Consider the following 13,303-nt stretch of genomic DNA (forward strand, 5'->3'; position numbering starts at 1 on the left):
TTACCACAACCATTCAGGCAGACAGTAAGGGCGCAATTTCATGAGTGAAACCGAACGCGGACAGGCGACGAGCGCCATTCGCAACGCCGATGTGCTGATTGTCGGCGGCGGCCTGAGCGGGACGATGCTGGCGGTGCAGTTGCTGCGCCTGCCGGGCACGCGGCAGATCCTGGTGATCGAGCCGCGCCAGGAACTGGGGCGCGGCGAGGCCTACAGTGCGGTAGAGCTTGGGCACACCTTGAACGGCAACGCCGCGCGCATGAGCGTCGACCCGGACAACGCCGATGACCTGACCCAGTGGCTGACCGCCTACATCGCCGGCGGCGGCTGGCCCGAGTCGGACCAGCAGCACGTGCCCATCAGCGAACTGTTTCCGCCCCGCGGGATTTTTGGCCTGTACGCGCAGCAGCGGCTGGCCGAGGCCAAGGCGATTTCCGCGTCGACCGTCGAGCACATTCGCGCCGAGGTGACAGACCTTGAGGTGGATGAACACGCCACACGGCTGACCTTGAACGACGGCCAGCAACTGCGCGGTGCCTGTGCGGTATTGGCCACCGGCATGTTCCCGGCGGCACGCACGCCACAGACCGAATCCAGCGGCTTGAATGCCGCTGCCGTCGACCCGTGGGATGTATCGGCCATGACCCAACTGGACCCGCAATCCACCGTACTGATCATCGGTTCCGGGCTGACCATGGTGGACGCCGTGGTGTCCCTGGAACAGGCCGGCCATCGCGGGCCCATCGAGATTTTTTCGCGCCACGGCCTGTTGCCCCATGTCCGTCGGCAGCCGCCGGCCTGGGTCGACTTCCTGGGAGAAGACCACAGCCTGCGCAGCCCCCGGCAATTGCTGCGGGAGGTGCGGCGCCAATGCCGGCTCGCGCTGGAGCAGGGGATTGACTGGCAAGCGCCGCTGGACACCGTGCGTGCCAACATCGGGCGGTTGTGGAGCCAGGCCAGCGAGGGCGAGAAACGTCAGTTCGTGCGGCATGTGCGGCCCTGGTGGGAAAGCCACCACCACCGTTCGCCGCCGTTAAGTGCCGAGTTGGTGGCGCGGTTGCATGGGGAAGGGCGGCTGCGGATCCGGGCGGCTTCGTACAAGGGGCTGGTGCCTTCGCAAGGTGAGGTGACGATCCGCCTGCGTCATCGTGGAGAGCAGGATGTGGTGCAGGTGTCGGGGGCAGCGCTGATCAACTCCAGCGGGATTGAATATGACTGGCGGCGCGTGGCCCGGCCGTTGCCCCGGCAGTTGCTCAAGCGCGGGCTGATTCAGCCCGGGCCGTTGGCGTTGGGGATTGCGGCGGATGTGTCGGGGGCGGTGCTGGATGCCCACGGGAATGTCAGCCGGCGGCTGTTTGCCATGGGCCCGCCGTTGCGCGGGATGTGGTGGGAAAGTACCGCAGTGACGGATGTCGCGATTCAGGCCAAGGCGCTGGCCGCGAGGTTGGCACACCTCTGAATCTAATGTGGGAGCTGGCTTGCCAGCGCCTACAGGTCGGGTTCATGGCCCGACCTTCACAAACCCCGGCTTCAACCCAAACACTTCAACCCCCTGGGCCGTCGACTGCCCGGTGGTCACCGTCACCCGCTCCACCGGCTTATCCATCGCGGCCCGATATTCCACCGTCATCGCACCGTCCCCGCGACTGATCGCCTGGGCCGGTACGACAATCGCCTGGTCATTGTTGTAGGTCACAATGGTCAACCGCGCACTCATCCCCAACCTTACCCGTTGCAACTGTTGCGGGGTCAGCTTGGGAATCGACAGGGTCACCGGAAACTGCGCGCTACCCTGGCTGTCGCTGGCAATCGCCAAGCCACTGACCACGCTGACCGATCCCGTCAGCCGTTCCCCATCAAACCCGTCGCCCATCACCTCCACCGCCTGCCCTTGGTGCAACTGGTTGATGTCCAGCTCCGACACCTTGGCGACGATTTTCAGTTTCTCGATATTCGCCAGTCCAAACAGCACCTGGCCCTGGCTGACCTTGCTCCCGGCCTGCACCGGCGCGTTATTGCCCCCGCCGCCCTGGGTCGATGAATTACTGCCCGGCGCCGGCACCACAATGCCGGAGAACGGGGCCTTGACTTCCTTGCCATCTAGCAGGGTGCGCAGGGCTTCATATTTCACGGTGGCGTTGGTCAGCTCCATATCGGCGATCTGCCGGTATTCGCCCTTGCCTTGTTCAACGGCCTGTTGCAGCTCAGCGCGGGCGGCCGTCAGGTCGAGTTGTTGCTGGGTGGCCTGTTGTTTCAGGTCGTCGAGTTCGTTGCGCGGGATGATGCCGCGCTTGAACAGGTTTTCGCTTTCGGTGAGTTTGCGCTGGGTGTTGCTGGCGGTCATTTCGGCAGTGCGCAGGGTGCGGCGGGCGCGCCCGACTTGCTGGCCACTGTCCCAGTCCTGCATTTCCTGCACCGTGCGCCGGGCCTTGAGCTGGGCGGAGAGGGCGTCGCGCAGTTGCACTTCGAGGGTGGCCGGGTCCATGCGCAGCAGCACCTGGCCGGCCTCGACCCGCTGGCCCTGTTCCACCAGGTTGGCCTGCACATTACCGTCGAACGGCGCGGTGAGGGTGATGGTGGTGTCAGGCTCGATCTTGCCCACCAGGCCGATCTGATGCACCAGCGGGTCGACCTTCACCGCCAGCCACTGCTCGGCGTTGCCGGGCTGGTTGGCGGCCGGGCTTTGACGGCTGAGCAGCGTGATGCCGACGCCGGCCACCAGCACAATCAACACGGCGCCCAACAGGCGCTTCTTATTAGTAGTCATTGAGGGCGATTTCCCAACTTTCCAGCGTCATGCCCAGGGTCAGGTCGAGCTGAGTCTGGGCGTTCAAATAGGCAATCAGCGCATTGAGCCGCGAGTTCTCGGCGTTGCGCAGGTCGGTTTCGAAACTCAATACCTGGAAGTTCGTGGAGCGCCCGGCGCTGAGTTTTTCCCGTTCGATTTCGATCTTGCGCTTGGACAACTCTACCGCCCGCTGGGAAATTTCATACTGGCGCCAGCGAGTGCCCAGGTCGCGCACCACATCGTTGACGTCGCGCTCCAGTTGCTGGCGGGCGTCGGCAATGATGATCTCCTGGTTTTCCACATCGACCCGCGCGTGCACCTCGGCCTGGCGAGTGCTGATGTCGCCGATGGGAATCTGCACCTGCACGCCCGCGTAGCTGTCCCAGCGCCGATTGCTGTTGTAGCCGTTATCGTCATTGGTGGCGGCCCGAATCTGGTTGGCACCGGCCACCAGGTCCACTTGCCAGCGGCCGGAGTCCTTGGCGATCACCAGGTTGAGGTCGGCCTGCTGGCTGCCGAGCAGGGTGGCGAGGTATTCCGGCTGCTGGTTCTGCGCCAGCACGAAAGCCTGGCGTTTATCGATGTCCATGGGCCTGGCTTCAAGGGCCTCGGTGGCGCGGATCGGTGTCGACAGGTCGAGGGCCAGCAGGCGCAGCAGGGCCAGGCGGCTGGTGTCCAGTTGGTTCTGGGCTTCTTCCACCCCCAGTTGCTGGGTGGCGATATCGGCTTCGGTCTGCACAATCTCGAACTCGGCCATGCGCCCGGCACTGATCAGTGCCTTGTTCACTTCAAGCAAAGTGCCGGAGCGCTTGAGGGCGTCCTGCACGATGCTCAGTTGTTCCTGGGCCCGCAGCAACTCGCGGTAGGTGGCGATGATGTTGCTGATGGTTTGCGCCACGTTGGCCTTGAGGTTCAGGCGGTTGGCCTGTTCCGACAGGCGTGACAGGCGCAGCGGGGCGGTGGTGGCGTCCCAGCCGGCACCGCGCATCAGCGGTTGGATCAGTGACAGGTCGAGGCCGTCGCTGCGGTAGCGTCCGGCGCGATCGGCGTTGTTCAGTTGTTGGGTCCAGTTCATGCTCAGGCGCGTGCCGTACTCACCGAGCAAGGTGGCATTAGGCGCGAGGTTAGCGTTGCGGGAGCTGTCTTCAGTGCCTTTAGTCGTGCGGTAGTAGCTGTTCAGGGTCAGCTTGGGGTTGAACGTGTCTTCAGCTACCCGCAGGTCGAATTTCTGCGCCACCCGTTGCAGGTACGCGCTGCGAATCGCCGGGTTGTTGCGCAGGCCCAGGTACACCGCATCCCCCAGGGTCAGGGTGGTGGACTGGGCATTCAGCGACACGCTGCGTTCATAGCCACTGCGGGTGGTACTGGGTGCGGAGGGGCGAATCACCACGTCGGCGGCCACGCTGTGCAGGCTTACCAAGGCGGTCAACAACAGCAGGCGTTTATTCATCGCGCAGGGCCTCCACCGGCTGCAGCCGCGAGGCCGACACCGCCGGATAGATCCCGAAAAACAACCCTACCAGCAACGTGCTGCCGACCCCGAGCGGCAGCGCGGCCACCGCCAGGGAAAACTGCCAGCCGGACAGCCTGGCATACAGGTACGCGGCGGTCATGCCCAGTACCGCGCCGCATACCGCACCCACGGCGGTCAGGGTCACGGCTTCCAGCAGGAACAGGTTGCGAATGTCGCGCTGGCGCGCCCCGAGGGCCATGCGAATCCCGATTTCCCGGCGCCGTTCCGAGACGTTCATCAGCATCACGTTCATCACGCCGACGCCGCCGCCCACCAGGGAGATCGCGCCCAGGGCCAGCAGCAGGTAGGCGAAAGTCCGGCTTTGGCGGGTCATGCCATCGATCATTTGCTGGGGTACCTGAATGTCGACATCGTGGTCGGTGAGCTGGGCTCGCAGTGCCACGGCTGAGTCCTGGGCGAGGCGTTCCATATCCTGGCCGGGGGTGGCACGGATGATCACGTTGCCGATTTGCGGGCTGGCGTAGATCCGGCGCATGCCCGGGGCGGGGACGAACAGCGATTCGTTGGCCTGTACGGGAATCAGCATTGCCCGGGGCTGGCTGTGCAGAATGCCCACGATCAGGAACAGGTAATCGTTGATACGTACCCGGTCGCCCAGTTGCAGCGGGTCGCCGGGCACGCTCAAGGCCTGGACGACCTGGTCACCGACGACCGCATAGGTTTCCCCAGCATCGAAACTCGACAGGAAGCGCCCGTCGCGCACCGACAGGCGCATGGCATCCTTGAGGTCCGGCGTACTGCCGACGAGGCTTGCGTTCCAGGTACGGCCATGGAACACCACTGGCCCGCTGAACAGCGAGACCGCACCGATATGGGCAATGCCGGGAACGCTGCGGCGCACGGCTTCCAGGTCCAGGCTGGCGGGCATTTGCGCAGTGCTGGCACCCCTGGGCGGGAATTGCGCCACCAGGGTGTCGGTGCCCATGTCCTTGAAAATCATCGCCGCGTCTTCGGCGGCGTTGTGCCCGATATTGATCAGCGCCACCACCGACGAACTGCCGATGACGATGCCCAGCAAGGCCAGGATCGAGCGCTTGCCCAGGGTGCGCAGGCTGACAAACGCCTCGTGCAGCAATTGGCTCAGGCTTTGTTCGACCCGCAGGCTCATAGGCGCCCGGCCTCTTGCACCACGCCATTGCGCACCAGGATCTTGCGATTCAGGCGTTCGGCAATGTGCGGGTCGTGGGTGACGATGATCAGCGTCACCTGCTGCTCGCGGTTGAGCGCCAGCAACAGGTCCATGATCTCCTGGGCGGTGGTGCTGTCGAGGTTGCCGGTGGGTTCGTCGGCGAGGATCACCGACGGGTTGCCGACCAATGCCCGGGCGATGGCGACCCGTTGGCGCTGGCCGCCGGAAAGGTCGGCCGGGCGATGGTGGGCGCGCTCGGCCAGGCCCACCTGGTCGAGCATGCGCAGGGCCTGTTCCACCGAGTCGTGGCGTGACACGCCGCGGTAGCTCAGGGGCAGGGCGACGTTGTCCAGGGCACTGAGGCGTGGCAGCAGGTTGAAACTCTGGAAGACGAAACCGATCTGCTGATTGCGGATCGCCGCCAATTGATCGGGGCTGGCGCTGAAGATGTCATGGCCGGCAAAGCGGTACTGGCCGCAGTCGGGCAAATCCAGCAGGCCGAGAATATTGAGCAGGGTACTTTTGCCGGAGCCGGAGGCGCCGAGGATGCCGCAGCTGTCACCGGTTTCGATGGCCAGGCATACATCATTGAGAATCGACAGGTGTTGACCGGCCAGCTGATAGCTTTTGCCGATGCCTTGCAAGGAGATAAAGCCTGGGTGCGCGGGGGTATCTGTCATCATGACTACGCCTGCAGCCTCGACAGCGCCGTGCTTCCCCCGAAAATCCTTGTAACAAGTTCAGGAGCTGCCTGGTACACGTCACGGACTGGTTTTATTTCTTGTTTTTAAAATATTGTTTGAATACTAACCGCGATCCAGCCGTTCCGCCAGCCATGGATATAGAGCGGTTTTACCCTTTGAAACGATTCTTCAAAGGGACGTTTCCGGCGCTGAAAAAATCCATCAGCTACCCTCAATGAGCCCGTTGCTGTTGGCTTTGAATAGTATGGCGCTGTGTCACTACTTGCTTTCAGGCAGCGGCCCCGGTATAAAAAATCAAATTAATTTTTAAAACAATATTTCCGCAGTGGAACCCCAATCCCTATGGTCGCGAAGAAACTCAGCGCTCCAAACGTTACCAAGACCCGATTGCTGGATGCGACAGAGGCTCTTTTCATCAAATACGGCTATGACGCTGTTTTGTTGCGGCAGATAACCGAGAGGGCCCAGGTCAATCTCGCTGCGGTGAATTACCACTTCGGGGACAAGGACTCCCTGATGAAAACCCTGCTGATGCAGCGCCTGGAGCCGCTCAACGAGCAGCGCCTGGAGTTGCTCGCCCGGTGCGAAGCCGAATCCGACGGACCGCTGGATTGCGACACCTTGCTCGGGGTGCTGTTCGCCCCGGCCATGGGCCTGGAACGCAGCGACCCGGCCAGCGGGGAAGGGCGTTCATTCATCCGGTTCCTGGGGCGGGTGTACAGCGACACGTCGCCGTTTATCCAGGAATACCTCAAGGTGCATTACCAGCCGGTGTTCCAGCGCTTCTTCGAAGCCTTCGCCCTGGCGCTTCCGGACTTGCCGCGCAACGAGCTGGGGGTGCGCCTGCAATTTGCCCTCAAGGCGATCTCCGGGGTGATGGCCGGTACCGAGCTGCGTTTGCTGATGAACTCCATGAGCCTGGGACGCCCGGCCACGGATGCCGAGGTCATGGCCAAGCTGATTACCCTGGTGTCGGCGGCGATTCGTGTGCCGCAGCAAAGTCCTGAAGCCGAAACGGCCCTGGCGCGGGTGCTCGATACCCAGCGCGCGATACGTGAGCAAGCGGCGTCGCCTGTCAACAAGGTGGCTCGTTGACCCATCAAGACCGGCTCGCAATGAGCCGGTTTGCTTCGACTCCTCTCTCCAGAAACCGTGTGCCCACTCAAATCCCGGGCAAAAAAAACCCGCTGGGGCGGCGGGTTTTTAACTACAACGTTTGTAACGGATGAGGCTTTACCCTACGTCTCTGGATGTGAATAAAACGTGAAAAATATGTAAGAGAAAGTGTGAAGTCTATTGGCTTGTGTAATCCCGACAAATGGCAGTCAGCGTTTACTGTGAACCTGGCCGATAAAGTCTACAAGGTACTCACTCACCCGTTCCGGCGCATCCTCCATCAGAAAGTGCCCGGCGTTTTGCACCACCTGCAGCACGGCCCCATGAATGTCGTTTCGCAGGCGATGTGCATAAGCCAGCGGCTGCCATTCATCTTCAGCGCCCCATAAAATCTGCACCGGCAAATCCATGCCCGGCAGGCGCTTCGCAAAATCGGCGGTATACCGCGAGTCGTAATGCGCCACCTGATGCTGGTAGAACGCTGGCTGACCGATCACGCCACTGATCGGCGCCAGGTATTCCTCCAGCAGCGCGCCCTGCATCACGCTCTTGTCGAACACCGCCATGGCCAGTTGTCGGATCATCAACGCGCGGTGTTCATCCGGTGCCATGCGTGCATGTTCGGCAAACCGCTGATGAATCCCGCGCCAAGTGGGCGATGGCCACGAGTCATAGCTGGGGGCGTCGGCGACCGTCAATGAGTGCACCCGCTGCGGGTGGTCAAGGGCAAACAGCAGCGCGTTGACGCCGCCGATGTCATGGCCCACCAGGTGCACACGCTCGAGCCCCCAGTGGTCCAGCAAATCGCCGATCAAGCGGCTTTGCACTGCCACCGAAGTATCCCCCTGGAGTGGACGCTCCGAAGCGCCGAAACCCAACAGGTCAAACAAATGGACCTGCATGCCGGCGGCAGTCAGACGCGGCACCACCTTGCGCCAGATGACGGAATGGGCGGGTGTGCCGTGCAGCAACAGCACCGGCAGCCCCTCGCCATGGCGGCCAGTGGCGATGCGCCAACCGTTGATCAGTGCGGTTTCGTTAAGCAGGGCAGTCATGACAGGTCCTCGCGGTTGATTAAGGCTTTACCCTAAAGCTCGGCTGGTCATGACGCCAATGACAACTTACTCTCTGCTAATCCTGTTTTTGTCATAGGTCTGATCATGAACCAGCGACTGCCCATCGATGTGCTGCGTGCCCTGCAAACTGTGGTCGAAACCGGCAGTGTCACCCGGGCGGCCGAGCGTTTGAACCTCAGCCAGTCGGCGGTCAGCTGGAAGATCAAGCGCCTGGAGAAACAACTCGAGCGGCCATTGATCCAGCGCGAGGGCCAGCGCCTGGTGGCCAGTGATGACGGCGCGCAGTTGCTCGTCCACGCCCGGCGCATCATCGAGGCCCACGACGCGGCGCTGGCGCATTTCAATCCGGTGCAGTTACAAGGCTCCATCCGCCTGGGCGCCACCGAACAGGTGCCGATGGCCGAGTTGTCGAACTTGCTCGGCCAGTTTTCCCGGCAACACCGCCAGCTGGATGTGCGAATTGTGGTGGAGCAGAGCCACGTGCTTCGCCAGGCCCTGGTGGACCGCGAGCTGGACCTGGCGCTGCACCAGGATTTTATCCCGCGTATCGAAGCGCGGGACCAATTGCTGTGGACCGAACAGGTGCACTGGTGCGCCCGGCCCGGCTGGCAGCCTGCGCCTGACGAATGCGTGCGGCTGATCACCTTCGGCCCCGGCTGTTTTTACCGGCAACTGGCCCAGGAACGCCTGAGCGCCTTGGGCATTCGCTGGCAGGTGGTGGTGGAATGCGGGTCGGTGGAGGGTGTGGTATCGGCCATCGCCGCCGGGTTGGGCATCGGCCTGCTCAGCAGTGACCATCTCGACAAGCGCGTGGAAGTGTATCGCCCCTTCGACCAGCGGATGCCGCTGCCCGAAGTGGCGAACGTGTTGCGCTTTGCCGAGGACAGCCCCGCGCCCCGGTTACAGGCGTTGCAGCAGCTGTTGATACAGGCGCTGCACCGGGGCTGATCAGATTTTCCAGTGGCTGGCGCTCTTGGCCAGGCGCTGGCGCATGGCGTCAATATTGGCTGCCAGTTGCAGGGTCAATAACCGGTAACCGTCCAACGCGTTGACCACCGGCACTTCAAAGGTCTGTTCGTGGGTCGGCGTGGTGCTCGGACGTTCCAGCCGGTCGGTGGCCCCGGATTGCAACGCCCGCGCCATCCCGATCAACTGCACCCGAATCTGCCGGTGCTCGGCTTTCAACGCCACCTGCATGCGCGCCAGGGCTTCCTTGTCCCGTGGGTCGGGGCGGGTGTTGCCGAGGATCTCCAGGGTGCTGATGCACATCCGCAAATGCCGCTGCAGGGTGTCCAGCTCGGTCATGGAAATCCGCACTTCCTTGGACACCGATGGCATCAGCGAGCGTAGTTGCAGCATCGCGGCGTTCAGGCGATTCAGCAGCTTGAGGTGTTCATCATCGGTGACCGATTGGCCGCTGATGATCCGGCTATAAATCGCCGCGCAATCGCGCAAGGCACTGGCCAGGTTGTAGCGCCAGGAATACACCGCATACAGCGGCAGGGCGAAGGAAAACGCCAGGGCCAGGACGATGCCGATCAGGATGTCGACCGTGCGCCACAACCCGTCCGATATCGGATTATCGCCATGGCCCGCAACGATAAATACGGTGATGGCCGACAGCAACGCGATGTATCCGCCCTTGCCGATGGCGTGATAGGAAAAGAACCCGCACACCACCGACATCAGCAAATAGGTCAAAAGTGGCTGCCCCAGATACGCCTGTTGCAGCACCAGCAGCAAACCGACGCTGGCGCCGATCAACGTGCCGTAGGCGCGCTCGACGGCTTTCTTGCCGATATTGCCGTGGTGCTGCAAACCGCCGATCACGATCAGCATCGTCACCGAGGCCCACTCACCATGGGGCAGGTTGATGCCGGTGGTGAGCAGGATCGTTGCGAGCAACCCAATGGAAACCCGCACCGCGTGGATCAACTTGGCGTGACGGTAGCGCCGGTACGGGTCCAGCAACGGACGCAGCAAGCGGCGGGCGAAGAGAGGGAGATTCATTGGTATCAGGGTAACCTCGTTGTTCAGGCTTCACTCAGTTCCAATGTGGGAGCGGGCTTGCTCGCGAAGGCGGCGTGTCAGTCAATACATCCGGCGACTGAACCACCGCTTTCGCGAGCAAGCCCGCTCCCACATTTTTAGATCGGTGTCGGGCTCAGAAAATATAGTCAGTGGTCAGAAAGCTCGACGTGCGTTCCTGCAGGATGTCACTGACCAGTTCCTTGTTGCTCGCCTGGAACTTGGTCGCCACCAGGGTACGGATCGAAAACACCCGCAACGCATCATGTACCGACAGCGTGCCCTCGGCCGAGTTCTTGCGCCCGTTGAACGGGAAACTGTCCGGCCCGCGCTGGCACTGGGCATTGATGTTGATCCGGCCCACCTGGTTGGCGAACGCGTCCACCAGGCGCCCGACTTCCCTCGGGCTGGTGCCGAAGATACTCAGTTGCTGGCCGAAGTCCGACTCCAGCACGTAGTCGATCACCGTCTCCAGGTCGCGGTAAGGCACGATCGGCACCACCGGACCGAACTGCTCCTCGTGGTACACGCGCATCTGCGGGTTCACCGGGTACAGCACCGCCGGGTAGAAAAACGAGCCACGGCTGGCGCCGCCATTCTCGTTCACCACCTTGGCGCCATGGGCCAGTGCGTCGGTCACCAGGCCGCCGAGGTAATCCACCTTGCCCTGCTCGGGCAGTGGCGTCAGCGACACACCGTCTTCCCACGGCATGCCAGGCTTGAGGGTCGCCAGCTTGCGGTTGAATTTCTCGATAAAGCTGTCGACCACATCCTCATGCACAAACAGGATCTTCAACGCGGTGCAACGCTGGCCGTTGAACGAGAGCGAACCGGTGACAGCTTCGTTGACCGCATTGTCCAGGTCGACCTGCGGCAGCACGATCCCGGGATTCTTTGCATCCAGGCCCAACGCCGCGCGTAGCCGGTGCGGTTTCGGGTGCAGTTTCTTCAAATCGCTGGCGGCCTTGTTGGTGCCGATAAACGCAAAGATATCGATCTTGCCGCTGGCCATCAGCGCGCTGACCGTCTCGCGACCGCTGCCGTAGATCACGTTGATCACGCCGGCCGGGAAGCTGTCGCGGAACGCCTCCAGCAACGGGCGAATCAGCAGCACGCCGAGCTTGGCGGGCTTGAACACCACGGTGTTGCCCATGATCAGCGCCGGGATCAGCGTGGTGAAGGTCTCGTTCAGCGGGTAGTTGTAGGGGCCCATGCACAGCGCCACGCCCAGTGGCACCCGGCGGATCTGCCCCAGGGTGTCCTGTTCCAGCTCGAAGCGGCTGGAGCGGCGGTCGAGTTCCTTGAGGGCGTTGATGGTGTCGGTGATGTAGTCGCAAGTGCGGTCGAACTCTTTCTGCGAGTCCTTGAGGTTCTTGCCAATCTCCCACATCAGCAGCTTGACCACTGCGTCACGCTGTTCGCGCATACGCCGCAAAAACGCTTCGACATGCTGGATGCGATCCACCACGCGCATGGTCGGCCACGCGCCCTGGCCACGGTCGTAGGCGGCCACGGCAGCGTCGAGGGCGGTCAAGGCGGTGTCGGCGTCCAGCAGCGGGGTGCTGCCGATGATCACCGGCGTGTCACCGTCGGTGCCGCGCAACTGCACCGGGCTGCGCACTTCGGCCAAGGGGCCGTTCCACACATGCAACTGGCCGCCGACCAGGTAATCACGTTGTTCGATGGGCGCCGCGAGCCGGAATTGCTCGGGAATCTCGGCGGCAGTGGGAAACAGCTGGGCGAGCAGGTTGTCGGTGGTCATGTCGCTACCCCTGGAATGGTTGCAAAACGTGACTAGAGATTCACCCATCAACGGCCCGTGTGGCAAGGGCTAGACGCATTAACCCGCGAACCTTGGAAAACCTTGAGCACAACCGTGAGCTCGCCGGGTAAACTGCGCGGCTTTCTTGAAGGAGTTCACATGAGTCAGTACCAGCCGGGCATTCTTGCCGCACCGGTGCCGTTGCAGGCACGCCATCTGTTTTTTGCCATTGAGTCGCTGGATGCCGTGCCTGCTGCACTGGATGCGCTGGTGCAGTTGGTGGACGCCAGTGCGGTGGTCGGTTTTGGTGAGCCGCTGGTCAATGCCCTTGGCGCCCGGATTGACGGGTTGCGGGCGTTCCCTCGTGTGAGCGGGCCGGGGGCGGAGAATCCGTCGACCCAGCAGGCGCTGTGGGTCTGGTTGCACGGTGTGGATCGCGGTGAGTTGCTGTTGCGCAGCCGGGCGTTCGAGAAGGCCCTGGCGCCGGGGTTTGGTCTGGTGCAGATGACCGAGGGGTTTCGCTACAAGACCGGGTTTGACCTGACCGACTATGAGGACGGCACTGAGAATCCGCATGATGATGCGGCGGTGGAGGCTGCGGTGGCGCAGGGTGGTGCGAGTTTTGCGGCGATCCAGCAGTGGCAGCATGATCTGGATGGGTTTGCGGCGTTGCCGGCTCTGGAGCGGGACCACATTATTGGTCGGCGCCATGGTGATAACGAGGAGCTGGAGGACGCGCCGGAGTCGGCGCACACCAAGCGTACGGCTCAGGAGAGTTTTACCCCGGAGGCGTTTGTGGTGCGGCGGTCGATGCCATGGGCCGAGAATGGTCAGGCGGGGTTGATGTTCCTGGCGTTTGGGCATTCGTTTGATGCGTTTGAAGCCCAACTGCGCCGCATGAGTGGGCTTGAGGATGGGATTGTTGATGGGTTGTATCGCATTAGCAAGCCGTTGACTGGGGGGTATTACTGGTGTCCGCCGGTGCGTGATGGGCGGGTGGATTTGAGCTTGGTGCGCTGAGGTTTTTGTTCGGGGTACATATCCATTATTTAGGTAACGGCCGCCTATGGTTCCGCTCTTACAGCGGGTCACTTTTGGCAAACGCCCGGAATGCCGGCCCAGCCAAAAGTAACCAAAAGGTCTCTGCCCCACCACTCGGTGCCTCG

At 62.5% G+C, this 13,303-nt stretch carries 11 protein-coding genes; 4 read left to right on the top strand and 7 right to left on the bottom strand.

Going from position 1 to position 13,303, the window contains the following annotated elements; genetic code table 11:
• Nucleotides 1–40 precede the first annotated feature (40 nt).
• Entirely contained in the window at nucleotides 41–1,459 is a 1,419-nt protein-coding gene (locus HX805_RS27355) for an FAD/NAD(P)-binding protein (RefSeq protein WP_177117472.1), read from the top strand.
• A gap of 42 nt (nucleotides 1,460–1,501) precedes the next feature.
• On the opposite strand, the gene HX805_RS27360 is transcribed toward HX805_RS27355, so the two are convergent.
• From HX805_RS27360 to HX805_RS27375, 4 genes are read right to left on the bottom strand one after another with little or no spacing between them, the layout of a single operon-like run.
• Nucleotides 1,502–2,767 carry an efflux RND transporter periplasmic adaptor subunit gene (locus HX805_RS27360; RefSeq protein ID WP_177117473.1) on the bottom strand — a complete coding sequence of 422 codons (1,266 nt, stop codon included), beginning with the start codon at nucleotides 2,765–2,767 and terminating at the stop codon, nucleotides 1,502–1,504.
• On the bottom strand, nucleotides 2,757–4,238 hold the full coding sequence (locus tag HX805_RS27365) for a TolC family protein (protein WP_008432459.1): 1,482 nt from the start codon (nucleotides 4,236–4,238) through the stop codon (nucleotides 2,757–2,759). The genes HX805_RS27360 and HX805_RS27365 overlap by 11 nt, the downstream gene beginning before the upstream one ends.
• Nucleotides 4,231–5,430, bottom strand: a complete 1,200-nt coding sequence (locus HX805_RS27370) for an ABC transporter permease (protein ID WP_003211725.1) — start codon at nucleotides 5,428–5,430, stop codon at nucleotides 4,231–4,233. Before HX805_RS27370 ends, HX805_RS27365 begins: the two co-directional genes overlap by 8 nt.
• Nucleotides 5,427–6,134: an ABC transporter ATP-binding protein gene (locus tag HX805_RS27375; RefSeq protein WP_023658970.1), complete on the bottom strand. Its 708-nt coding sequence runs from the start codon at nucleotides 6,132–6,134 to the stop codon at nucleotides 5,427–5,429. The genes HX805_RS27370 and HX805_RS27375 overlap by 4 nt, the downstream gene beginning before the upstream one ends.
• Nucleotides 6,135–6,497: 363 nt before the next feature.
• On the opposite strand from HX805_RS27375, the gene HX805_RS27380 reads away from it, so the two are divergent.
• Nucleotides 6,498–7,250 carry a TetR/AcrR family transcriptional regulator gene (locus HX805_RS27380; RefSeq protein ID WP_003211721.1) on the top strand — a complete coding sequence of 251 codons (753 nt, stop codon included), beginning with the start codon at nucleotides 6,498–6,500 and terminating at the stop codon, nucleotides 7,248–7,250.
• Nucleotides 7,251–7,480: 230 nt separating this feature from the next.
• On the opposite strand, the gene HX805_RS27385 is transcribed toward HX805_RS27380, so the two are convergent.
• A complete protein-coding gene (locus HX805_RS27385; RefSeq protein ID WP_177117474.1) occupies nucleotides 7,481–8,326 on the bottom strand; it encodes an alpha/beta fold hydrolase in 846 nt (281 codons plus the stop codon).
• Between the two features lie 105 nt (nucleotides 8,327–8,431).
• Between HX805_RS27385 and HX805_RS27390 the strand changes: the two genes are divergently transcribed.
• A complete protein-coding gene (locus HX805_RS27390; protein WP_087694807.1) occupies nucleotides 8,432–9,295 on the top strand; it encodes a LysR family transcriptional regulator in 864 nt (287 codons plus the stop codon).
• Here the strand turns inward: HX805_RS27390 and HX805_RS27395 are convergent, their stop codons facing one another.
• Both HX805_RS27395 and HX805_RS27400 read right to left on the bottom strand, forming a co-directional pair.
• Nucleotides 9,296–10,357, bottom strand: a complete 1,062-nt coding sequence (locus HX805_RS27395) for an FUSC family protein (protein WP_003211716.1) — start codon at nucleotides 10,355–10,357, stop codon at nucleotides 9,296–9,298.
• A gap of 154 nt (nucleotides 10,358–10,511) precedes the next feature.
• Complete coding sequence (locus tag HX805_RS27400) at nucleotides 10,512–12,137, bottom strand: NADP-dependent glyceraldehyde-3-phosphate dehydrogenase (protein ID WP_102369501.1); 1,626 nt, start codon at nucleotides 12,135–12,137, stop codon at nucleotides 10,512–10,514.
• A 159-nt stretch (nucleotides 12,138–12,296) separates the two neighbouring features.
• Between HX805_RS27400 and HX805_RS27405 the strand changes: the two genes are divergently transcribed.
• Nucleotides 12,297–13,157 (top strand): Dyp-type peroxidase, encoded by an 861-nt coding sequence (locus HX805_RS27405; RefSeq protein ID WP_177054849.1) that lies wholly within the window; start codon nucleotides 12,297–12,299, stop codon nucleotides 13,155–13,157.
• Nucleotides 13,158–13,303 lie beyond the last annotated feature (146 nt).

The organism is Pseudomonas sp. G5001 (assembly GCF_013385475.1).
GTDB lineage: Bacteria > Pseudomonadota > Gammaproteobacteria > Pseudomonadales > Pseudomonadaceae > Aquipseudomonas.